The sequence below is a fragment of the Microbacterium sp. NPDC056057 genome, from assembly GCF_042266945.1.
Classification (GTDB): domain Bacteria; phylum Actinomycetota; class Actinomycetes; order Actinomycetales; family Microbacteriaceae; genus Microbacterium; species Microbacterium trichothecenolyticum_C.
The window spans coordinates 1014623-1036544 of the sequence record NZ_JBHJWS010000001.1; the positions used below are offsets into that span (position 1 = coordinate 1014623).

General features: G+C 69.5%; 19 protein-coding genes. 12 read left to right on the plus strand and 7 right to left on the minus strand.

Features of this window, described 5'->3' with window-relative positions; all coding sequences use genetic code 11:
- The first annotated feature begins 71 nt into the window (after window positions 1-71).
- From ACFC1K_RS04360 to ACFC1K_RS04375, 4 genes are read left to right on the plus strand one after another with little or no spacing between them, the layout of a single operon-like run.
- Window positions 72-1043, plus strand: coding sequence for a carbohydrate ABC transporter permease (locus ACFC1K_RS04360; RefSeq protein WP_375870595.1), 972 nt, complete (start codon window positions 72-74; stop codon window positions 1041-1043).
- Window positions 1036-1845: a carbohydrate ABC transporter permease gene (locus ACFC1K_RS04365; RefSeq protein ID WP_310286177.1), complete on the plus strand. Its 810-nt coding sequence runs from the start codon at window positions 1036-1038 to the stop codon at window positions 1843-1845. Before ACFC1K_RS04360 ends, ACFC1K_RS04365 begins: the two co-directional genes overlap by 8 nt.
- A complete protein-coding gene (locus tag ACFC1K_RS04370) occupies window positions 1842-4901 on the plus strand; it encodes a glycoside hydrolase family 2 TIM barrel-domain containing protein (protein WP_375870596.1) in 3060 nt (1019 codons plus the stop codon). The genes ACFC1K_RS04365 and ACFC1K_RS04370 overlap by 4 nt, the downstream gene beginning before the upstream one ends.
- 2 nt (window positions 4902-4903) lie before the next feature.
- Entirely contained in the window at window positions 4904-5905 is a 1002-nt protein-coding gene (locus tag ACFC1K_RS04375) for a LacI family DNA-binding transcriptional regulator (RefSeq protein WP_310286173.1), read from the plus strand.
- A gap of 12 nt (window positions 5906-5917) precedes the next feature.
- Here the strand turns inward: ACFC1K_RS04375 and ACFC1K_RS04380 are convergent, their stop codons facing one another.
- Window positions 5918-6796 carry an HAD family hydrolase gene (locus tag ACFC1K_RS04380; protein WP_375870597.1) on the minus strand — a complete coding sequence of 293 codons (879 nt, stop codon included), beginning with the start codon at window positions 6794-6796 and terminating at the stop codon, window positions 5918-5920.
- Window positions 6797-6860: 64 nt separating this feature from the next.
- Window positions 6861-7499 (minus strand): LysE family translocator, encoded by a 639-nt coding sequence (locus ACFC1K_RS04385; RefSeq protein WP_375870598.1) that lies wholly within the window; start codon window positions 7497-7499, stop codon window positions 6861-6863.
- Window positions 7500-7564: 65 nt separating this feature from the next.
- Between ACFC1K_RS04385 and rlmN the strand changes: the two genes are divergently transcribed.
- The 7 genes from rlmN to ACFC1K_RS04420 all read left to right on the plus strand — a co-directional run bounded on the left by rlmN (window position 7565) and on the right by ACFC1K_RS04420 (window position 16670).
- A complete protein-coding gene (gene rlmN / locus ACFC1K_RS04390) occupies window positions 7565-8806 on the plus strand; it encodes a 23S rRNA (adenine(2503)-C(2))-methyltransferase RlmN (RefSeq protein WP_375870599.1) in 1242 nt (413 codons plus the stop codon).
- Between the two features lie 88 nt (window positions 8807-8894).
- Window positions 8895-10511, plus strand: coding sequence for a DUF4407 domain-containing protein (locus ACFC1K_RS04395; protein WP_375870600.1), 1617 nt, complete (start codon window positions 8895-8897; stop codon window positions 10509-10511).
- Window positions 10512-10753: 242 nt separating this feature from the next.
- Window positions 10754-12487: an ABC transporter ATP-binding protein gene (locus ACFC1K_RS04400; RefSeq protein ID WP_375870601.1), complete on the plus strand. Its 1734-nt coding sequence runs from the start codon at window positions 10754-10756 to the stop codon at window positions 12485-12487.
- Window positions 12484-14607 carry an ABC transporter ATP-binding protein gene (locus tag ACFC1K_RS04405; protein ID WP_310286165.1) on the plus strand — a complete coding sequence of 708 codons (2124 nt, stop codon included), beginning with the start codon at window positions 12484-12486 and terminating at the stop codon, window positions 14605-14607. The genes ACFC1K_RS04400 and ACFC1K_RS04405 overlap by 4 nt, the downstream gene beginning before the upstream one ends.
- A gap of 54 nt (window positions 14608-14661) precedes the next feature.
- Window positions 14662-15675: an aldo/keto reductase family protein gene (locus ACFC1K_RS04410; protein WP_045298419.1), complete on the plus strand. Its 1014-nt coding sequence runs from the start codon at window positions 14662-14664 to the stop codon at window positions 15673-15675.
- A 3-nt stretch (window positions 15676-15678) separates the two neighbouring features.
- Window positions 15679-16158, plus strand: a complete 480-nt coding sequence (locus ACFC1K_RS04415) for an NUDIX domain-containing protein (RefSeq protein ID WP_310286163.1) — start codon at window positions 15679-15681, stop codon at window positions 16156-16158.
- A gap of 149 nt (window positions 16159-16307) precedes the next feature.
- Window positions 16308-16670 carry a VOC family protein gene (locus ACFC1K_RS04420; protein ID WP_310286161.1) on the plus strand — a complete coding sequence of 121 codons (363 nt, stop codon included), beginning with the start codon at window positions 16308-16310 and terminating at the stop codon, window positions 16668-16670.
- Between the two features lie 127 nt (window positions 16671-16797).
- On the opposite strand, the gene ACFC1K_RS04425 is transcribed toward ACFC1K_RS04420, so the two are convergent.
- The 5 genes from ACFC1K_RS04425 to ACFC1K_RS04445 all read right to left on the minus strand — a co-directional run bounded on the left by ACFC1K_RS04425 (window position 16798) and on the right by ACFC1K_RS04445 (window position 21028).
- Window positions 16798-17328 (minus strand): ribonuclease H, encoded by a 531-nt coding sequence (locus tag ACFC1K_RS04425; RefSeq protein WP_375870602.1) that lies wholly within the window; start codon window positions 17326-17328, stop codon window positions 16798-16800.
- 10 nt (window positions 17329-17338) lie between these two features.
- The gene (locus ACFC1K_RS04430) at window positions 17339-17824 is read right to left on the minus strand and encodes a GbsR/MarR family transcriptional regulator (RefSeq protein WP_375870603.1); all 486 of its coding nucleotides are present in this window, start codon (window positions 17822-17824) and stop codon (window positions 17339-17341) included.
- 9 nt (window positions 17825-17833) lie between these two features.
- Window positions 17834-19450: an ABC transporter permease gene (locus ACFC1K_RS04435; protein ID WP_375870604.1), complete on the minus strand. Its 1617-nt coding sequence runs from the start codon at window positions 19448-19450 to the stop codon at window positions 17834-17836.
- On the minus strand, window positions 19447-20370 hold the full coding sequence (locus ACFC1K_RS04440) for an ABC transporter ATP-binding protein (RefSeq protein WP_310286155.1): 924 nt from the start codon (window positions 20368-20370) through the stop codon (window positions 19447-19449). Before ACFC1K_RS04440 ends, ACFC1K_RS04435 begins: the two co-directional genes overlap by 4 nt.
- A gap of 79 nt (window positions 20371-20449) precedes the next feature.
- Window positions 20450-21028, minus strand: coding sequence for a hypothetical protein (locus ACFC1K_RS04445; RefSeq protein ID WP_375870605.1), 579 nt, complete (start codon window positions 21026-21028; stop codon window positions 20450-20452).
- 183 nt (window positions 21029-21211) lie between these two features.
- Here ACFC1K_RS04445 and ACFC1K_RS04450 point away from each other — a divergent pair, with 183 nt between their 5' ends.
- On the plus strand, window positions 21212-21922 hold the full coding sequence (locus ACFC1K_RS04450) for a GntR family transcriptional regulator (protein WP_375870606.1): 711 nt from the start codon (window positions 21212-21214) through the stop codon (window positions 21920-21922).

The window sequence follows — 21922 nt, forward strand, 5'->3', positions numbered from 1 at the left end:
GGCGGGGCGGCAAGCCCGCCCCGCCGGACCGGAACCGTGGCCCTGACCGCCCAAGGAAAAGAGACGACGCCGTGGCCTCCGACGTGAAGACGCGCACCAAGACCGCGGGCAGGCGCAATCAGCCGCCGCCGCTGAACAACTACATCGGCGACCGTAAGCCGTGGCTCAACAACGCCCGCCGCCGCAGCCTCACCGGCTGGGGGTTCCTGCTCCCCGCCGCACTGCTCATCCTCTTCATGAGCTTCATCCCGATGGCGCAGGCCTTCGTCCTGTCGCTGCAGACCGGACGCGGCACGCGCCTCGAGTTCGCCGATCCGCTCTGGTACAACTACGAGCGCCTGCTGAACGACGACGTCTTCCGCCTCACGCTGACGAACACGTTCATCTACCTGATCATCCAGGTGCCCATCATGCTGGCGCTGGCACTGGTGCTGGCGAACCTGCTCAACAACCCGAAGCTCCGGTTCAAGGCGGTGTGGCGGACCGCGATCTTCCTGCCCTGCGCCGTGTCGCTGGTGTCGTACTCGCTGGTGTTCCGGACGCTCTTCGCCAATGACGGCTTCGTCAACGACATGCTCATGTCGATCGGTGCCATCGGCGGCCCGATCAACTGGCTCGGCCAGCCCGAGACCGCGCGCTTCGTGATCATCCTGGGCCTGCTCTGGCGCTGGACCGGCTACAACATGGTCTTCTACCTCGCAGCCCTGCAGAACATCGACCAGTCCAGCATCGAGGCGGCCCGCATGGACGGGGCGAATGCCTTCCAGACGTTCTGGTACGTCACCGTGCCGCAGCTGAAGCCCATGATCGTGCTCACGGCGATCCTGTCGATCAACGGCACCCTGCAGATGTTCGACGAGTCGTGGGCGCTGACCCAGGGCGGCCCCGCCCACCAGACCATGTCGATGGCGCACTACCTCTACGAGGTGTCGTTCCAGAAGAACCCCAACTTCGGCTATGCCGCGGCGATCTCGTACGTGATCCTCATGCTCGTCGCCATCCTCTCGTTCATCCAGATGAAGGTCGGTGACAAGCGTGATTAACAAGCTCCGCAGTCTTCCCGGGTACGCCCTGCTGGCGATCTGGGCCCTGTTCTCGGTCTTCCCGCTGTACTTCATGGCCGTCTCGGCCACGAACACCAGCAAGGACGTGCTGTCGTCACGGATGCTGCCGGGCACCGCTCTCTTCGAGAACATCGCGGTGCTCTTCTCGACGCAGGACGTCGTGGGCGCGATGACGAACTCGTTCCTCATCGCGGTGGGCACGACGATCCTCGCGCTGACGGTGTGCTCGATCGCCGGCTACGGCTTCGAGGTCTATCACTCCAAAGGCAAGGACGTCGTCATGGCGATCCTGCTGCTCGCGATGATGATCCCGTTCGCCGCGACGATGATCCCGCTGTTCCAGCTGTTCGCGCGCGTCGGGATGGTGAACTCGCTGTGGGCCGTCGTCATCCCCATGATCTCGACCCCGTTCCTCATCCTGCTGTTCCGGCAGGCGTCCCGGTCGTTCCCGCACGAGATCATCGAGGCGGCTCGCATCGACGGGCTGAGCGAGCTGTCGATCTTCGCGCGGATCTACGTCCCCACGATGAAGTCGACCTTCGCGGCCGCCGCCGTCATCACATTCATGATGGCGTGGAACAACTTCCTGTGGCCGAAGGTGATCCTCGTCAACAACAGCGTCCTGACGATGCCGATGCTCACCGCCAACATCAGCGCCGGGTACGTCACCGACTACGGCGTGCTGATGCTCGCCGTGCTGCTGTCGTCGCTGCCGACGATGATCGTGTTCCTCCTCCTGCAGCGGCAGTTCGCGCAGGGCATCACGGGGGCGGTCAAGTGACCCTCGACGCCATCGACATCGAGACCGAGAGCTTCGGAGAGGAGGGCGTGATGTTCGACGCCACGCGGATCGCGGATCCCCGGTTCGTCCAGGAGAACCGCCGGCCCGCCCACTCGGACCATCGCTGGTTCCGGACGGCGGCCGAGGCGGCGAACGGCGACAGCGGCTACGAGCAGTCGCTCAGCGGCCGCTGGAAGATCCATTACGCGAAGAACCCCGCCGCCGCGCCGGCCGGTTTCTTCCACCCGGAGTACGACTGCGAGAGCTGGGACGACATCCCGGTCCCCGCGCACATCCAGCTGCACGGCTACGACCGCCCGCAGTACGTCAACGTCCAGTACCCCTGGGACGGCGTCGAGCAGATCGACCCGGGCGAGGTGCCCGAGCGCTACAACCCCGTCGCCTCGTACGTGAAGAGCTTCGTCCTCGACCGGCCGGTCGAGGACGGCGAGTCCGTGAGCATCAGCTTCCTGGGCGCCGAGAGCGCGATCGCGGTCTGGCTGAACGGGCGCTACCTCGGGTACGCCACCGACAGCTTCACGCCGTCGGAGTTCGACGTGACCGACGCGCTGGTCGAGGGGGAGAACAAGCTCGCCGCGCAGGTGTTCAAGTTCTCCAGCGGCTCGTGGCTCGAGGACCAGGACTTCTTCCGGTTCTCGGGGCTGTTCCGCGACGTCGTCCTGTACCGCCGTCCCCGTGCGCACGTCGAAGACCTCCGGATCGACGTCGACCTCGCTCCCGACGCCGCGACCGCGGACATCGCCCTGCGCATCGATCTGCGCGGGGAGGGGAGCGTCGCTGCCCGCCTCGCCGGGATCGGACAGCTCGAGCCCCGCGGCGACCGCGGCTTCGGCATCCATCTCGAGAATCCCCGGCTGTGGAGCCCGGAGGATCCGTGGTTGTACGACCTCGAGATCGAGGTGCGGGACATCGCGGGCGAGGTGACCGAGGTCATCGTGCAGCGCGTCGGCGTGCGGCGCTTCGCGATCGAGGACGGGCTGATGAAGCTCAACGGGCGGCGTGTGGTCTTCTTCGGGGTGAATCGGCACGAGTTCGGTCTCGCCGGGCGCGTGCAGACCGCGGCCGAGATCGAGGCCGATCTCCTCGCCCTCAAGGCCGTCGGCGTGAACGCCGTGCGCACCAGCCACTACCCGAACAGCACCGTGTTCTACGAGCTCGCGGACCGGCACGGCCTCATGGTCATCGACGAGATGAACCTCGAGAGCCACGGCGTGTGGGATCGCATCCGCAAGCTCGGCGCGCCGGTCGAGGACGCCGTCCCGGGCGACCGCCCCGAGTGGCGGCCGGCGCTGCTGGACCGCGCCACGAGCATGTTCGAGCGCGACAAGAACCACCCGAGCGTCGTGATGTGGTCGTGCGGCAACGAGTCGTTCGGCGGCACGAACCTTCGCGACGTCGCGGCGTACTTCCGCGGGGTCGACAGCCGCCTGGTGCACTACGAGGGCGTGTTCTGGGACCCGCGCTACGAGGAGACGACCGACGTCGCGAGCCAGATGTACACCCCCGCCGCGGAGGTGGAGGAGTACCTGCGCCGCCGCCGCGACAAGCCGTTCATCCTGTGCGAGTACGCCCACGCCATGGGCAACTCGTTCGGCGCCGTCGATGAGTACATCGAGCTGGCCTACCGCGAGCCGCTGTTCCAGGGTGGGTTCATCTGGGACTTCGCCGACCAGGCGATCGCCCTGACCGACCGGTACGGCAAGGAGTACTACGGCTACGGCGGCGACTTCGGCGACTCCCCGAACGACGCCGAGTTCTGCGGCAACGGCATCTTCTTCACCGATCACTCGCCGACGCCGAAGCTCCAGGAGGTCGCATACCTCTACCAAGGCTTCAAGATCCGCATCGACGACGACGGCTTCACGGTGCACAACCGTCTGCTCTCGACGTCCAGCGCCGCGTACCGCTGCGTCGTGACGCTCTCGCGCGAGGGACGGATGCTGCGCCGCGAAGAGGTCGAGACCGACATCGCGGCCGGCGACACCGGTCGCGTGGCCCTCCCTATCGCGGTGCCGACCGCGCCGGGGGAGTACGCGATCGACGTGTCGTTCCGCCTGCGCGCGGCGACGGCGTGGGCCGAGGAAGGACACGAGGTCGCGTACGAGCAGCGGGTCGTGCGGGTCGGAGCGCCGCCGGCGCGGGTCACGGCGCCGGCGCCCGAGCTCATCCGCGGCGCGCACAACATCGGGGTGCGCGGTGCCGGCTTCAGCACCCTGTTCTCGACGCTGTACGGCGGGCTCACCTCTTATCGGTTCGGCATGACGTCGGACGGCGGGCGAGAGCTGCTCAAGGGGATGCCGCGGCCGCACTTCTGGCACGCGCCCACGTCGAACGAGCGCGGGTGGGAGGCGCACTTCGAGGACGGCCAGTGGCTGCTCGCCAGCCGCTACGGGCGGGTGCGCGAGCCGCTGACCCGCACGCGGGTCGAGCAGGACGGCACCTCTGTGACGGTGACGTACGAGTACGAGCTGCCGACCCGGCCGGCCACGACGTGCGACGTCTCGTACCGCGTCGACGGCGCCGGAAGGGTCGAGGTGACGCAGACGCTGCACCTGGTCGAGGGCCTGCCGAGCCTGCCCGAGTTCGGGATGCTGCTCACCACGCTTCCGGAGTTCCGCCGGCTGCGCTGGTACGGCGAGGGGCCAGAGGAGTGCTACGTCGACCGCCGCGGCGGCGCACGCCTGGGCGTGTACGATCGCGACGTGACGACGGAGCTCACCCCCTATCTGCGTCCGCAGGAGGCGGGAAGCCGCACCGGCGTGCGGTGGGCCGAGGTCACCGACGGCAGGGGAGCCGGTCTGCGCGTCGAGTCCGCCGGGGGCATGGAGTTCTCGGCACTGCCGTGGACGCCGGACGAAGTGGAGAACGCCCTGCACCAGACCGAGCTGCCGCCGATCCACCGCACCGTGCTGCGGCCCGCGCTCATGCGGCGCGGCGTGGGCGGCGACGACGCGTGGGGTGCGCGCACGCTCGCGCAGTACCACCTGCCGACCAGCGGGGACCTCGTGTTCGACTTCGCCTTCCGAGGGGTTTGAGAGTGCAGGAACGCCGCACCTCGCTGCGTGACGTGGCGCAGGCCGTCGGCGTATCGGTGCAGACGGTCTCCCGCGTCGCGAACGGTGAGCCGAATGTGGCGCCCGAGAAGCGCGAGCTCGTGCTCGCGAAGATGCGTGAGCTGGGCTACCGCCCCAATGCGGCGGCCCGCGCCATCCGGCGCGGGTCGTTCCGCACCGTCGGTGTCGTCTATCACAGCCTGCACTCCGTGGGCACGCACCGCTCGCTCGAGGAGATCTCCGAGCGGGCCGCCGAGAGCGGCTACGCGACGACGCTCATGCCGTTGGCCGCTTCCTCCGGGCAGGCGGCCAACGGAGCCTTCACACGACTGGGCGAGATGGCGGTCGACGTCCTGATCGTCATCCTCCCGGCCCCGTTCGGGGTCGACGAGGCGCTGCAGCTGCCCGAGGGGGTGCCGGCGGTGATCCTCGGCCCGCCGCTCGTCGACGGCGTCGCCACCGTCGACTTCGATCAGCTCGTCGGCGCGCGCCAGGCGGTGGGGTACCTGCTCGACCTCGGCCACCAGACGGTGCACCACATCACCGGCCCGCCCGGCTCGTTCTCCGCGGCGTCGCGCCTCGACGCGTGGCGCGACGTGGTCACCGAACGCGGACGCGTGCTTCCCGCTGCTCGACCGGGGGACTGGAGTCCCGGTTCGGGCTACCGGGCGATGCGGCAGCTGCTCGCCGAGGAGCGCCCCACCGCCGTCTTCGCGGCCAATGACCAGATGGCGCTGGGCGCCTACCGCGCGATCATCGAGGCCGGTCTGCGGATTCCGCAGGACGTATCGGTCCTCGGATTCGACGACATCGACGAGGCCGAGATGTTCGCGCCTCCTCTCACGACCGTGCGTCAGGACTGGGGGCTGCTCGGCCGCGAGTCGCTGCGCGTCGCACTCGAGATGGAGCGCGGCGCACCTCCTGAGCAGGTCCAGCTGGCGACCGAGCTGGTGTTGCGCGCATCGACGGCCGCGCCCGCGGGCTGAGCGGTCCGGGCCTCAGATCAGGCCGAGGCGGCGGAACGCGTTCGCGATGCCGTCGTCGAGCACGTCGGTCGTGACGAAGTCGGCGAGCTCCTTGAGTTCGGGCTGGGCGTTGCCCATCGCCACCGAGACGCCGCACACCTGGAACATCTCGATGTCGTTCCAGCTGTCGCCCACCGCGATCGCGTCGGCGGCGTCCATGCCCAGGTGCGCCAGGAGCAGCTCGATCGCCGACCCCTTCGTCGTTTCGCGCTCGCTGATCTCGCCGTTCGAGCCGCCCGGCAGCGGCATGCTCCCCGGCACGATCAGGAACTCGTCGCCGAGGTCTTCCCTCAGCTCGTCGAGGCCTTCGGGGTGGTCGCTCACGAAGACGGCCTTGTCGATGCGGGTGAGGTCCGCCTCGTCGACGCCGGGGAACGTGCGCTGCGCGAGGCCGACGAGCGAGTCCTCGGGCCGCACCTGCTGGCCCGCCGCCTCACGCGCCTCGAGCGCCGCCGCGTAGTCGCGCATCAGCTCGGCCATGTCGTCGCTCGCGTAGACCGCATCGCGGGTCTGCAGGAAGTAGCGGATGCCTCGACTCCGCAGCGCCGTGAGCATGCGGTCCGTCGCGGCGGGCGACAGCGGGCGGTCGACGACCACCTCTCCGCCCGACACCACCAGCGCGCCCGAGTTGGTGACCGCGCCGTCGAAGCCGATCTCGGCGACATCGGGATGGATGTCGGAGGCCGACCGGCCGGTGCTCAGGTACACCAGGTGCCCGGCCTCGCGCACCGCGCGGATGGCAGGTCCGGTCGAGGGCGACACGTGCGAGCCGTGCTCGAGGAGGGTGCCGTCGACGTCGAGGAAGATGATCCGGCGGCGGTCGGCAGGGGGCGGAGTCGCAGCTGGGCCCACGCGCCCGGAGGCTCCGGGCGACGCGCCAGCGGCGTCTGGAGGGGGCGTGGGGACCGTTGTCATGTCAGTGCTTGTTCCCAGTGAAGAGGAGGATGCCGCCGAGGCCGATCATGAGGCCGCCGCCCGTCGCCGACAGGGTGGAGATGCGCTTCGGGGAGCGCCCGAACCACTCGCGCGCGCCGGCCGCGATCAGCGCCCAGATGCCGTCGGAGATGAGGGCGATGACGAAGAAGACGAGTCCGAGCTCGATCATCTGCAGCGGCACCATGCCTGCGTTCAGGTCGACGAACTGGGGGAGCACCGCGACGAAGAACGCGATCGTCTTGGGGTTCGTGATTCCGACGACGAAACCTTCGCCGAGCTGGCGCCACGCCGAGCGGGGGAGTGCGCCGCCGTTCGCCTCGGCAGCAGCCCGCCGGCGATGGCGGATCGCCTGCACGCCGAGGTACATGAGGTAGAGCGCGCCGGCGACCTTGACGATCGTGAAGAGCACGACCGACTGCGCGACGATGCCGCCGACGCCGATCGCGACGAGGCCGATGATCGGCAGCAGGCCGAGCGCGTTGCCGAGCACGCTGAGCAGCCCGCCGATGCGGCCGAGGGCGAGCGCGCGCCCGATCGTGAAGAGCACGCTCGGACCCGGGATCACGATCAGGACGAGGGCGGCGAGCGTGAAGGCGAGAAGGTTCTCGGCAGGGACCACAGGGTGAGCCTAGTCCGGGCCCGCGGATCGGCCTCTGTCCAGACGTCTCCGCGTACCCTGGACGCATGACCGATTCCCCTGTGCGCACGACAAAACCGAAGCAGGTGCGTCCGGCGACCGAGGGATGGACGCAGAAGAAGGATGCCGAGGGTCGGCCCCTCCTGCAGTTCGCGAGTCCGAAGCGCGGCAAGCCGCCGGTGCACATGGCCGATTTCACGCCCGAGCAGCGCGTCGAGAAGGTCAAGGAGCTCGGGCTTCCCGGCTTCCGCGCGAAGCAGCTCGAGAAGCACTACTTCCAGCACTGGACGCACAACCCCGCCGACATGACGGACCTTCCCGCCGACGGCCGCGAGGAGTTCGTGCACGGCATGCTGCCGCCGCTTCTCACCGAGGTGCGCCGCCTCGAGACCGACCGCGGCGACACCATCAAGTTCCTGTGGAAGCTGCATGACGGCGCGCTCGTCGAGTCGGTGCTCATGCGCTACCCGGGCCGCATCACGCTGTGCGTCTCGTCGCAGGCAGGCTGCGGCATGAACTGCCCGTTCTGCGCGACCGGACAGGCCGGCCTCACCCGCAACATGTCGGCGGCCGAGATCGTCGAGCAGGTCGTTCGCGCCAACCGCCTCATCGCCGACGGGGGCCTCGGCGGCAAGAAGAAGGACGACCACTCCGCCGAGCGCGTCTCGAACATCGTCTTCATGGGCATGGGCGAGCCGCTCGCCAACTACGCGCGCGTCATGCAGGCGGTGCGCGTGATGACCGACAAGCAGCACGGCCTCGGCATGAGCGCCCGCGGCATCACGGTCTCGACCGTCGGCCTCGTGCCGGCGATCACGAAGCTCGCCAACGAAGACATCCCCGTCACGTTCGCCCTCTCGCTGCACGCGCCCGACGACAAGCTGCGCGACGAGCTCATCCCGGTGAACTCGCGCTGGAAGGTCGACGAGGCGCTCGACGCCGCGCGCGCCTACTTCGACAAGACCGGCCGCCGCGTCTCGATCGAGTACGCGCTCATCAAGGACATGAACGACCACGGCTGGCGCGCCGATCTGCTGGCAAAGAAGCTCAACGACCGGGGCCACGGCTGGGTGCACGTGAACCCCATCCCGCTGAACCCGACGCCCGGCTCGATCTGGACCGCGTCCGACGTCTCGGTGCAGAACGAGTTCGTGCGGCGCCTCAACGAGGCCGGCATCCCGACGACCCTCCGCGACACCCGCGGCAAGGAGATCGACGGCGCGTGCGGCCAGCTTGTCGCCACCGAGGAGGACGAGGCGGTCGCCGCGGCCACCCCGCTCGAGGACTGAGATGAGGGATGCTGCGGCGCGCGGCATCCTGGATCTCACGCTTCTCTAATACACCTGCCGCACAGGTTGCCCGCTCTATGGTGTGCGGATGTCTTCTTACTCCGCACACCGGCCGGGCCGGTTCGGCTCCGACGGCCGGATCGAGTTCGAGGCGGACGGCGAGCAGACCGAGGATCTGTACCTCGACGACGTGCGCGCCCAGCAGGCGGCCGGTGAGCCCGGGGCCGACCAGCGCCCCGACGACGACGGCCCCGAGGACCCGTTCCCCGTGACGAAGGACCTCCTCGAGGACGCCCTCGCGATGAACCCGACGCAGCCGGTGGCCGTGGCCGAGCCCGTCGTGGCGGAGCAGACGACGACGATCGGCGAGTGGGGCGCGATCGACGAGCACCGTGCGGATGAGCCCGTGCGCGACGAGCCCGTGCGCGACGAAGAGCCCGTGGGGGAGGCATCCGTTCCTCCCGTCCGCGCGAAGCGTGCGAAGCGCCCGCGTCGAGAGCGGACCTCGGGCTGGCGCAAGCTCGCGATCCTCGGCGGCGCCGACGGGTCGGTGCTCGACGAGGTGCCGACCGAGACGCCGCGCTTCGTGCAGATGTTCTTCGTGATCGCGGGCACCGCCCTGATCTCGGCGATCTCCATGTACTTCGCGCTCACCACGGGGGTGCGGATCGTCGCATGGGGCGCGCTGCCGCTCGCGATCGTGTGGGCGCTCATCATCTTCAACCTGGACCGCTTCCTCACCTCGACGATGCGCTCGTCGCAGAGCATCGGGCGGCTGATCGCCCTCGCGATCCCGCGTGTCATCATGGCCGCCGTCATCGGCATCGTGGTGGCCGAGCCGCTCGTGCTGCAGATCTTCCACAACGACATCGCGCGCGAGGTGAACGCGACCAACATCACGCAGGCGCAGTCGGATCAGGATGCCGTCACCGCCGGTCCCGAGAAGCAGGCGCTGGATGCCGCGAGCGACCGTGTCGCGGCGCTCGAGAGCCAGGCCGCCAGCGGTGTCGTGGCGGGCGCCGACACCACGTCGGCGTCGACGGCATCGGCGCAGCAGACCGTGGACGACCTCACCGCCAAGCTCGCCGCGCAGCAGCAGGTGATCGACCAGGCGCGCGCGATCTATCAGTGCGAACTGACCGGACAGGGTGCCGGTGAGGTGCAGGGATGCAGCGGCGTCGCCGGCGAAGGCGCGAGCTCGGATGCCGCCGAGGCGCAGCTCGCGGCCGCCCAGGCGGCGTACGACGACCTGAACTCCCAGCTGACGGCGGCCCAGGCGGATCTCGCCGCCGCGCAGGCAGCCGGCACGGCGGACGCCGGCGCATCGGAGGCGACGAACAAGCAGCAGGCCAAGGACGAGCTGCCCGGTGCGCGCGAGCAGTACCAGGCGGCGCTCGCCGCGTACGACGCCCGTGCGGCGGAGATCGCCGGGGGCAACTCCGGCGCGGTGGGCCTCCTGAGCCAGATCAGCGGGCTCGAGCGACTGTCGGACCGCGAGCCGATCCTCGCGTGGGCCCACTGGCTCATCGCCGGGCTGTTCTTCATGATCGAGCTGCTGCCCGTGCTCGTGAAAGTGCTCACGAGCTGGGGCGAGCCTTCGCTCTACGAGAAGGCGGACGCGCTGCGTCGCCAGGTGGCGCTCGATCGCGTCACGGCACGCAGTTGGCGCGAGCGCGCAGACATCGCGCAGGGCGCGGAGGCGTAGCCGCAGCATCCGCTGTCCCTCCCGTCGCCGTGGGCGCACGGGATGGGAGCGGTCTCGTGCGTCGCGATATATCGTGTTAGAGTGACCGGCGGGTCGCCGGTGGGAGGCGGCCACGCCCCCCGTTCCGCCCTCAGTGAACGGGACTGCCGCGATGTCGGCGGCCCGTGCGAAGGTGGGTCGGCACCCTCAGATCCGCAGAGGCGGAGCCTTGCCATGGCTTCGCCGCGTCCGGGAGAACTCTCGTGCTGGCAAAACTCCTCGTCCGATATCTCAAACCGTATGGCTGGCTGCTGCTCGGCGTGCTGCTGTTCCAGTCGGCCTCCGCCGTCGCCTCGCTGTACCTGCCGAGCCTCAACGCCGACATCATCGACAACGGCGTCTCCAAGGGCGACACCGACTACATCTGGCGCACCGGCATCGTCATGCTGACGGTGTCGCTCGGCCAGATCGTCGCGTCGATCATCGCGACGTTCTTCGCGGCGCGCGCCGCGATGAGCCTCGGTCGCGACATCCGCGACGACATCTTCGAGCGCGTCTCGGGCTTCTCGGAGCGCGAGGTCACCGGCTTCGGCGCCGGCTCGCTCATCACCCGCAACACGAACGACGTGCAGCAGGTGCAGATGCTCGCGATGATGGGCGCGACGTTCCTCGTCACGGCGCCGCTGCTCGCGATCGGCGGCATCGTGCTCGCGATCGAGCAGGCCGCGAGCCTCGCCTGGATCATCGCGGTCGCCGTGCCGGTGCTCCTCGTCGTGGCGGGCATCGTCATCGCCCGCATGGTGCCGCTGTTCCGCAGCTACCAGGGCAAGCTCGACGGCGTGAACCGCGTGATGCGCGAGCAGCTCACCGGCATCCGCGTCATCCGGGCGTTCGTCCGCGAACCGATCGAAGAGGAGCGCTTCCGCGAGGCCAACACCGACATCATGGTCGTCGGCCGCAAGGTGGGGTCCCTCTTCGTGGTGCTGTTCCCCGCGGTCATGCTCATCCTCAACGTCACCGTGATCGGCGTGATCTGGTTCGGCGGCATGCAGGTCGACAGCGGCGAGATCCAGATCGGCACGCTCTTCGCCTTCATGCAGTACGCCATGATCATCCTCTCCGGCGTCATGATGGCGAGCTTCATGACCCTGATGATCCCGCGCGCCGCGGTGTCGGCCGAGCGCGTCGGCGAGGTGCTCGACACGCACTCGTCGCTCGAGCGTCCGTCCGACGCGGTCGGCGAGTTCCCGGCGCCGGGCACCGTCGAGTTCCGCGACGTCGCCTTCACCTACCCCGGCGCCGAGCACCCGATCCTCTCGGGCATCAGCTTCCGCGCCGACGCGGGCGAGACCGTCGCCATCGTCGGCTCGACCGGCGCGGGCAAGACCACCCTGATCTCGCTCATCCCCCGGCTCTTCGACGTCACCGACGGCGTCGTCGAGATCGGCGGGGTCGATGTGCGGCGGGCAGACCTCGACGCTCTGTGGGGCACGATCGGGCTCGTTCCGCAGCGCCCGTTCCTGTTCTCGGGCACCATCGCGTCGAACCTGCGGTTCGGCCGCGAGGACGCGACCGACGCCGAGCTCTGGCGTGCGCTCGAGATCGCCCAGGCGAGCGACTTCGTGAGCCAGATGGACGCCGGGCTCGACTCCCCGATCTCCCAGGGCGGCACGAACGTCTCGGGCGGGCAGCGGCAGCGGCTCGCGATCGCGCGGGCGATCGTCCACCAGCCGCGCGTCCTCGTGTTCGACGACTCGTTCTCGGCGCTCGACCTCACCACCGATGCGCGGCTGAGGCAGGCGCTGTGGCGCGAGCTTCCCGATGTCACCAAGATCGTCGTCGCGCAGCGCGTCTCCACCATCACCGACGCCGATCGCATCGTCGTGCTCGACGACGGCGGCATCGTGGGCATCGGCACGCACGAGCAGCTGCTCGAGACCAGCCAGACGTACCGCGAGATCGTGGAATCCCAGCTCGGAGCGGAGGTCGCGCGATGAGCGATGAGAACAACACCGAGAAGACCCGGCGACGCGTGCGCCAGGCCGTGGCCGAGCTGAGCGCCGAGGAGAAGGCCGAGATCGAGCTCGGCGAGCAGGCGCGCATCGCGGCCGACGACTGGAGCGGCGCGGTCGCCCCGGGCAAGGCCGCGCACTTCTGGCCCGCCTTCCGCCGGCTGATCGGGCTGCTGCGCCCGAACGCCTGGGCGTTCGTGTTCGTGTCGATCCTCGGCTCGATCGGCGTCGTGCTGGCGGTGCTCTCGCCGAAGGTGCTCGGCGAGGCGACCAACATCCTCTTCGAGGGCGTCGTCTCGTCGATGGCGCCCGCGGGGATGACCAAGGAGCAGGTCGTCGCGGGGCTGGAGGCCTCGGGGCAGCAGGACCTCGCCAACATCGTCTCGGCCATGGAGCACTTCGTGCCCGGCGCCGGCGTCGACTTCATGGCGCTCAGCCGCGTGCTGCTCATCGTGCTGGGGCTGTACTTCGCGTCGTCGCTCCTGATGTGGCTGCAGGGCTACGTCATCAACGTGATCATGGTGCGCGTCATGTGGCGTCTGCGCGAAGAGGTCGAGGCGAAGATCAATCGCCTGCCGCTGCGCTACTTCGACCGCGTACAGCGCGGCGAGCTGATCTCGCGCGTCACGAACGACATCGACAACATCACGCAGATGATGCAGCAGTCGCTGTCGCAGGCCCTCACGAGCGTGCTGACCGTGATCGGCGTGCTCATCATGATGCTGACGATCTCGTGGCAGCTGACCCTCGTGGTGCTGGTGAGCTTCCCGCTCATGGGCATCCTGTTCGGCGTCATCGGGCCGCGCTCGCAGAAGGCGTTCGGCATCCAGTGGCGCAAGGTCGGCCGGCTCAACGCGCGTGTCGAGGAGTCGTTCTCGGGGCATGCGCTCGTCAAGGTGTTCGGCCGCGAGCAGGCGTCGCGCGAGGCGTTCCGCGAGGAGAACGAGGAGCTGTACCAGGCCTCGTTCAAGGCGCAGTTCCTGTCGAACATCATGATGCCGGCGATGATGTTCATCGGGAACCTCACCTACGTGGGCATCGCGGTCTTCGGCGCGCTGATGGTCGCGGGCGGCCAGCTGCGCCTCGGCGACGTGCAGGCGTTCATCCAGTACTCGCAGCAGTTCACGCAGCCGCTGGCCGAGCTCGGCGGCATGGCGGCGGTCGTGCAGTCGGGCACGGCCTCGGCCGAGCGCGTGTTCGAACTGCTCGACGAGCCCGAGCAGGAGCCCGACGCCGAGGACGCCCCGGCGCTCGTCGAGGGCGACGGCACGATCGAATTCCAGGACGTCGCCTTCTCCTACTCGCCTGACCGGCCGCTCATCCACGACCTGTCGTTCCGGGTCGAGCCGGGGCAGACGGTCGCGATCGTGGGTCCGACCGGTGCCGGCAAGACGACGCTCGTGAACCTGCTGATGCGCTTCTACGAGCTCGACGGCGGTCGCATCCTCCTCAACGGGCAGAACATCGCCGACCTCACGCGCCGCGACATCCGCGCCGAGACCGGCATGGTGCTGCAGGACCCGTGGCTGTTCGCCGGCACGATCCGCGAGAACATCCGCTACGGTCGGGCCGACGCCACCGACGACGAGATCCTCGCCGCTGCGCGGGCGACCTACGTCGATCGGTTCGTGCACTCGCTGCCCGACGGGTACGACACGCTCCTCGACGAGGACGCGTCGAACATCTCGGCGGGCGAGAAGCAGCTCATCACGATCGCGCGAGCGTTCGTCGCGCAGCCCTCGGTGCTCATCCTCGACGAGGCGACGAGCTCCGTCGACACCCGCACCGAGCTGCTGCTGCAGCACGCGATGGCGGCCCTCCGCGAAGGACGCACGTCGTTCGTGATCGCGCACCGCCTGTCGACGATCCGCGACGCCGACCTCATCCTCGTGATGGAGAACGGCGGGATCGTCGAGAAGGGCACGCACGACGAGCTCATCGCGGCGAAGGGTGCGTACTTCCGCCTCTACAACTCGCAGTTCGAGCAGGCCGCGGCCGATCTCGACGAGGAGGCCCGCGCCCTGTCCATCGACGCGGAGTCCGGCGAGCGCACCGCGCCCGCTGAGGACGACGCCACCGAGGACGAGACCGCACCGGTCGTCTGATCCCAGCGACGCTGCCCGTCCCGATGCACCCATCGGGGCGGGTAGCGTTTTCTCATGGTCAATTACCGGTACCTCGGAAACAGCGGTCTCAAGGTCAGCGAGATCACCTACGGCAACTGGGTCACTCACGGCTCGCAGGTCGACGACTCGGCCGCCATCGCGACGGTCCACGCGGCGCTCGACGCCGGCATCACCACATTCGACACGGCAGACGTCTACGCCAACACGGCCGCCGAGGAGGTCCTCGGCAAGGCGCTCTCGGGTCAGCGCCGCGAGTCCCTCGAGATCTTCACGAAGGTCTACTTCCCGACCGGCCCCCAGGGGCCGAACGACACCGGCCTCAGCCGCAAGCACATCTTCGAGTCCATCAACGGGTCGCTCAAGCGCCTCGGCACGGATTACGTCGACCTCTACCAGGCGCACCGCTTCGACTACGAGACGCCGCTCGAAGAGACCTTCCAGGCCTTCGCCGACGTCGTGCGTCAGGGCAAAGCGCTCTACATCGGCGTCTCGGAGTGGACGGCCGAGCAGCTGCGTGAGGGCCACGCCCTCGCCAAGAGCTACGGCGTGCAGCTCATCTCGAACCAGCCGCAGTACTCGGCGCTGTGGCGCGTCATCGAGGGCAAGGTCGTGCCGGCGTCGGAGGAGCTCGGCATCTCGCAGATCGTGTGGTCGCCGATGGCGCAGGGTGTGCTCTCGGGCAAGTACCTGCCGGGTCAGCCGGTGCCCGAGGGCTCGCGCGCGACCGACGACAAGAGCGGCGCCCGTTTCATCCAAGGCTTCCTCCGCGACGACGTGCTCGAGGCGGTCCAGCGCCTGAAGCCGGTCGCCGAGCAGGCGGGCCTGTCGATGCCGCAGCTCGCGATCGCGTGGGTGCTGCAGAACAAGAACGTCGCGTCCGCGCTGGTGGGGGCATCCCGTCCCGAGCAGCTCGCCGAGACCGTCAAGGCCTCGGGTGTCGTGCTCGACGCCGACACGCTCGCGGCGATCGACACCGCCCTCGGCGACGTCGTGTTCAGCGACCCCGAAGACACCTACACGGTGTCGCCCAAGACCCGTATCGTCTGAGCCGTGATCACCAGCGCCGGCATCCTGCTCTACCGGATCGCGCCCGAACCCGAGGTGCTCATCGCACACATGGGCGGGCCGTTCTGGGCCAGCAAGGATGCCGGCGCGTGGTCCGTCCCCAAAGGCGAGTTCACCGAGGGGGAGGAGAGCGCGCTGGATGCTGCGCGCCGTGAGTTCCGCGAAGAGCTCGGCATCGATCCGCCTGAGCCGCCCTACGCCGAACTCGGCACGTTCGCGTATTCGTCGGGCAAGCGCGTGACCGTGTTCATCGCCGACGGGACCGGGTTCTCGCTCGACGGCCTCGAGTTCGGCGAGTTCGAGCTGGAGTGGCCGCCGCGTTCCGGGAAGACGGCGCGCTTCCCCGAGGTCGACCGCGCGGAATGGACCTCCCTCGGCACCGCCCGCGACCGCCTGGTGAAGGGTCAGCGTCCTGCGATCGACGCCATCGAGCGCCATCTCGCCGAGGCCGCGTCCGCCGGCTGACCCGCCTTTCCCGCGAGAGTACAGCTGGTCGCCGAGAGTGTGGGTGGTTCCCCACCTCTCGTCCACCAGCTGCACTCTCGCGGTCTCTTGCGGGGCGGGCGAGCGCGGCGGAGACTGGCCGGGTCCCAAGCCGAACGAGAGGAAACCCCATGGCTCACGGCGACATCACGCACATCGACATCCCGGTCAGCGACTTCGGCAAGGCGACCGCGTTCTACTCCGACCTCTTCGGGTGGCAGATCGCCGAGGTCCCCGGGTTCGAGGGGTATCCGATGTGGCAGGCGCCCAACAAGATCTCGGGCGGCGGCCTCGCCCCGCGCGAGGACGGCTTCACCCAGCCCCGCTCCTACGTCGAGGTCGATTCGATCGACGACGCCGTCGCGAAGGCGACGGCCGCCGGCGGAGAGCTGCTGCGCGAGAAGGGCGAGATCACGCCGACCAGCTGGTGGGCCGTCATCAGCGACCCCGACGGCAACGCGGTCGGTCTCTTCGAAGGCACGATGGAGGGCTGAACCCGGCCAGGATCGAGATCCTCATTCGAGGGTGAGAGCCGAGATGAGGGGCCGCGAGGCGCATCGGCTCCGCATCCCGGCCCACGTCCTCAGTTGAGGACCGCCGCTGTAGGCAGCACCGGCCGGGTCAGCGCCCGTTCTTCGGGCGGGACGAGACGTCGATGCGGTCCTGCGCGCCGAGCGACGACCATGCGCTCGCCGTGCCCTTGGCCGCGTGCTCGGAGGCGCGCACCGCGCGCTCGTCGGCCCATGCGTTGAGCACGTGACCGGAGTGGCCGCGCACGTGCTCGAGCTGGACGTCGGGGAGGCCGGCCGCCCGGCGGGCGTCGCGCGCGACGATGAGCTGCTCGAGGATGTCGACGTTCTTCGTGGGCGCGCCCGTCGATGTCTTCCAGCCGCGGCGGCGGTGGCCGTCCATCCACTTCGTGTACGTGTCGATCGCGTATTTGGAGTCGGCCTGGATCACGAGGTTCGCGACGTCGCTGTGGTCCTCGATGGCCTTGAGCAGGCCCATCAGCTCGCCGACGTTGTTGGTGCCCGAGGGGATCGCGCCGGCTGCCCAGTGCCCGTCCTCGCCGACCCACGCCCACCCCGTCGGTCCGGGGTTGCCCTTGCAGGCTCCGTCGGTGGCAACGATGTAGCGGGTCGCGTCGGTCACTCGGGCAAGGCTACCCGGCCGCGGTCCCTTCCCCGGGCGCGTCGCGGCCTGCACGCCACTCGGCCGCGAGCTGCGGCATCCGTTCCGCGAGGTAGCGGAGGAAGTCCGCGATCTCGTGCGCCCGCGCGGCTGACGCCGGAGCCCCGGGGTTCTCGTCGGCGATCCGGTCGAGCGACGCCGCCAGGGTCCCGTACAGCGGTGCGTTCGCCGTGATCATGCCCGACCAGGAGTCCTCCGCGAGGTCGTAGCGGTCGCGCCGATCGCCGGGGCGCGAGAGCCGGTGGATGAGGCGCATCGAGACGAGGTAGCGCACCGCGCCCGACACGGCCGCCGCCGACACCCCGAGGCGGTCGGCGAGGTCGGCGGCGGTGTACCCCTCATCGGGCGAGCCGGCGAGGGCCATCATGACCCGCGCCGGCATGCGCGGCATGCCGACCGCGGTGAGCATCGCCGCCGCCTGCTCCGCCGCCTCCGCGCCGGGGTGCTCGTTCGTCATCGCGGTCGCCTACCCGGCCGAGGCCAGTTCGCGCCGCCGCATGAGGGTGAGGGATGCTGCCGCCCCGACGCCGACGGCGAGCACGAGCCACCACATCCCCCGCAGATCCACGTCGCTGCCGCTCGGCACCGGCGCGACCGAGAACGGCGACAGGTTCGTCACCCATTCCGGAAGGCCGAGGAGCGGACCGAAGAGGCCGAAGACGATCGCGGCGGTGACGAGGGTCCACCCGAGCGGGATCGTCCAGCGCGGGGCGATCGCGAAGACGAGCGCGGTGAGGACGAGGAACACGGATGCGGCGATGACCTGCCCCCACGCCGCGACGAACGCATCGCCGGTCAGGGCACCGTTGTCGAGGTTCGCGGCTCCGGCCCACGCCCCGACGAATGCGGCGGCGCAGGTCAGGACGATCGCGATGAACCCCACCACGACGTAGTCGGCGAGCCACCGCACCCGCTGTACGGGGGTCGCGAGGACCGGCTCGGCGGTGCCGTGCGCCTCTTCCTGGCGAGCGCGGGCGACGGTCTGCACGCCGGCGCAGGCGGCGAGGAGCCCCACCATGGTGAAGAAGACGACGATGACCGCCTGCTCGAGGTCGGCCTCGGCCGAGAGTGCCTTGAGCATGTCGGCGACGGCCGGGTTGTCCGACCCCATCTCGTTCACGACCGCGCCGAGCGAGGTCGAGAGGGCCCCGGCGAAGAAGGCGCCCGCCATCCAGCCGATCGTCGAGCCGGTGGCGAGGCGCGTGACCAGCGCCGTCGGCGTCGACAGGGTCGCGCGCGCGGCGGCGCGCCCCCGCCGCTCGGGCACGATGCTCGCGCCGAGGTCGCGCACGGTCTGGAGCGCCAGGGCCACTCCGGCCAGCACGACGAACGCGGCGAGGCAGAGGAACGCGGGCCACCACAGGTTCTCGTCGAAGGCGCGGGTGTTCTCGGCCCAGCCGAAGGGCGAGAGCCACGTCAGCCACGAGCTCTGCATGTGGGTGAGGTCGTCGCTCGGGGTGCCGAGGGCGTTCCCGATCCCGGCGATGAAGTAGGTGACGACGAGCACCCACACGGCGAGGGAGTTCGCGCCCCGCGAGGTCCGCATGAGCTGTGCCGCCAGGAGCGCGACGCCGAGGTACGTCAGCCCGCCGCACGCCGCGGTGAACCCGGCGAGCCACGACCCCTCAGCGGGCGAGCCGCCGGCGAGGAAGGCGGCGGCCACGAGGACGCCCAGCACGACGTTGGCGAGCACGCCGTGGACGATCGTCGCGACCGTCGGCACGGCCCTGCCCGCCGTCGTCGCCGCGACCGGTTCGAGACGCCCCGCCTCCTCGTCGCCGCGCGTGTGGCGCACCGCGAGGAAGGTGCTCATGAACGCGGGCATCATCACGAGGAACGGCATCAGGAGGAAGACGATGAACGCCTGCTCGCCCGGCCCGGACGGCAGCCCACGGAACAGCAGGATCACCGGGTTGGCCATGACGGTGGCGAGCAGTGCCGTGCGCTCCTGCTCGGTGCCGTAGGTGTTCGCCGCGCCCGACAGCCCTGCGAACGCGAGCGCCAACGTGCCGAAGATCCACAGCGTCAGCTGCAGCCAGTCCCGCCGCAGCCGCTGCCCGAGCAGCGTCGACAGTCGGCTCATCGTCCGTTCCTCTCCAGCACGGCGAGGTCGTCGCCGTAGTGGCGCAGGAACAGCTCCTCGAGCGACGGGGGAGCGACGCGCAGTCCCGCCACCCCGAGGCGCGAGAGCTCGGGCAGCACGCCGGTGACCTGATCGCTGTCGACCGTGAAGCGCACGCGGCCGTCTTCGACCAGCGCGTCATGGGCCGCCGCGAGCGTGGCCACGGGCGCAGCATCCGTCCCCTCGAAAGAGACCTCCGTGCGCGTGAGGTGACGCATGTCGGCGAGGGTGCCCGATTCGACCACGCGCCCGGCGCGGATGATCGAGACGCGATCGCACAGCTGCTCGACCTCGGAGAGGATGTGGCTCGACAGCAGCACGGTCGCCCCCGCGGCGTGGACGCGCGAGACCTCGCGGCGGAACATCACGTCCATGAGCGGGTCCAGGCCGCTGGTCGGCTCATCGAGGATGTAGAGGTCGGCGGGCACGGCGAAGGCGGCGATGAGCGCCACCTTCTGCCGGTTGCCCTTCGAGTAGGCGCGACCCTTCTTGCGCGGGTCGAACTGGAACGCCTCCATGAGGCGCGCCTTCTCGTCGGCGTACGCCCTGTCGTGGCGCGCGGCGCCGCGCAGACGGGCGAGGAGGTCGATCGCCTCGCCCCCCGACAGGTTCGGCCATACGCTCACATCGCCGGGGATGTACGCGACGCGCCGGTGGATCTTGACGGCGTCGCGCCACGGCTGGAGACCGAAGACGGATGCCTCGCCCCCGGTCTTGCGCGCGAGTCCCAGCAGGATCCGGATCGTGGTGGACTTGCCCGCCCCGTTGGGTCCGAGGAACCCGTGCACCTGGCCCTCGTCGACAGCGAGGTCGAGTCCGTCGAGGGCGTGGACGCGGCCGTAGTGCTTGGTGAGGCCGCTCGTGCGGATGACTGTGGTCATGGCGCTGAAGCTACGCCGGTTTCACAAAGTTGTGAATACTCCTCACGCTTTCCTCACGGCGCCCCGATCGATCAGGAGTTCAGGGCGCCGAGGGTGTGGTGAACTCGATGAGGTCGTCGCAGAAGTCGCGCCCCTCCGTGTCGCCACGTCCGCGGAGGTGGTCGTCGATGAACTCGACGAAGTCACCGTTCTCGTCCACCTCCACGGTGACGGTGTTCGCGCCGGCGTCGTGGAACGCGGCCCGACCCAGGTCGTCCGTCCAGAAGACGTTGAAGCGGTCCATGAACGTGACGGTGAGTCCGCCGATGTCGTTGGGCACGAGCTTCTGGTCCTTGCTGTTGACGCGCTGGTCGTAGTGGTAGGCGAGGCCGGTATCGACGTTCGTGTAGGAGCCGACGAGCGTCGCGTTGTATCCGCCGTACCCCTGCCCTTGACGCTCGGTGATCCGGAACGAGCCGACCTCGTGCTCCTCCCACTCGACCGGGAAGTCGAGCAGGCCGTCGCAGAGGTCGGGATCGTGTGCGGTGAAACTCTCCTGGTGGACCTCATCGAAATGGTCGACGTGACCGGGTGCCGCGGAGGCGGCAGCGGTCGCTCCCATGCCGAGAACGACTCCCGATACGGCGGCGATGGTGGCGGCCGCTCGCATGTGCTTCATGGCAACTCCTTCGTTCAGCGCCCCGGTGATGCGGAAGCTACACCTGTTGAACGCGCGCCGACATCGGGCGATTTCCCTACGGAGTGCGTTTGTATACGCATGGCCCTCGATTGGGGCACCCGGTAGGTTTGCAAGAGCTTTGTGTATACACTGGCCGAGGTGTCGAACGAGGAGGTGATGCGAATGCGTGCCAGTGACCGCGCATACGCGACCCTCCTCGACGAGATCCAGTCCGGCGTCCTCCGACCCGGCGCCGTGCTCGGCGAGGTCGAGCAGGCCGCCCGCCTCGGAGTCAGCCGCACGCCGCTGCGTGAAGCGCTGGGCCGGCTCGCAGCCGACGGGCTCGTCGCGCAGCAGTCGCCGCGCGTCACCGTGGTCACCGCGATCGACGCCGACGACATCCGCGAGATCTTCGAAGTGCGCCGCGCCCTCGAGGAGTCCGCCGCGCGGCTCGCCGCAGAGCGCGGAGATGCCGCGGCCTTCGCGGAGCTCGCCCACGATTTCTCCCGGGTCGATCTCGACGGCCACGATGCGGGCGCGGACGGGCGCGACGCCTACTACGCCCTCATCGCAGACTTCGACCTCGCCCTCGACGCCGCCGTCGCGAACGACTACCTCACCGCCGCCCTGCGCACGGTGCGCACGCATCTCGTCCGGGTGCGACGGCTCGCACGCGACAATCCCGCCCGGCTCGCCGCATCCGTCGCCGAGCACCGGCTGATCGCCGCCGCGATCTCCGCGCGCGACGCGGATCTCGCCGCCCACGCGACGCACGTCCACCTGCACAACGCGCTGCACAGCATCCTCGAATCCCTCACCGCCTCGACAAGCTCCGCGACCGGTGCATCCGCTGCTCCGGTCGCTGAGTCTGTCGAATCGCGCCCCCGACTCTGA

Coding starts and splice junctions, on each gene's coding strand:
- ACFC1K_RS04410 (WP_045298419.1), top strand. CDS start 14,662: ATGGTCAATTACCGGTACCTCGGAAACAGCGGTCTCAAGGTCAGCGAG.
- ACFC1K_RS04440 (WP_310286155.1), bottom strand. CDS start 20,370: ATGACCACAGTCATCCGCACGAGCGGCCTCACCAAGCACTACGGCCGC.
- ACFC1K_RS04430 (WP_375870603.1), bottom strand. CDS start 17,824: ATGACGAACGAGCACCCCGGCGCGGAGGCGGCGGAGCAGGCGGCGGCG.
- ACFC1K_RS04435 (WP_375870604.1), bottom strand. CDS start 19,450: ATGAGCCGACTGTCGACGCTGCTCGGGCAGCGGCTGCGGCGGGACTGG.
- ACFC1K_RS04450 (WP_375870606.1), top strand. CDS start 21,212: ATGCGTGCCAGTGACCGCGCATACGCGACCCTCCTCGACGAGATCCAG.
- rlmN (WP_375870599.1), top strand. CDS start 7,565: ATGACCGATTCCCCTGTGCGCACGACAAAACCGAAGCAGGTGCGTCCG.
- ACFC1K_RS04405 (WP_310286165.1), top strand. CDS start 12,484: ATGAGCGATGAGAACAACACCGAGAAGACCCGGCGACGCGTGCGCCAG.
- ACFC1K_RS04445 (WP_375870605.1), bottom strand. CDS start 21,028: ATGAAGCACATGCGAGCGGCCGCCACCATCGCCGCCGTATCGGGAGTC.
- ACFC1K_RS04420 (WP_310286161.1), top strand. CDS start 16,308: ATGGCTCACGGCGACATCACGCACATCGACATCCCGGTCAGCGACTTC.
- ACFC1K_RS04395 (WP_375870600.1), top strand. CDS start 8,895: ATGTCTTCTTACTCCGCACACCGGCCGGGCCGGTTCGGCTCCGACGGC.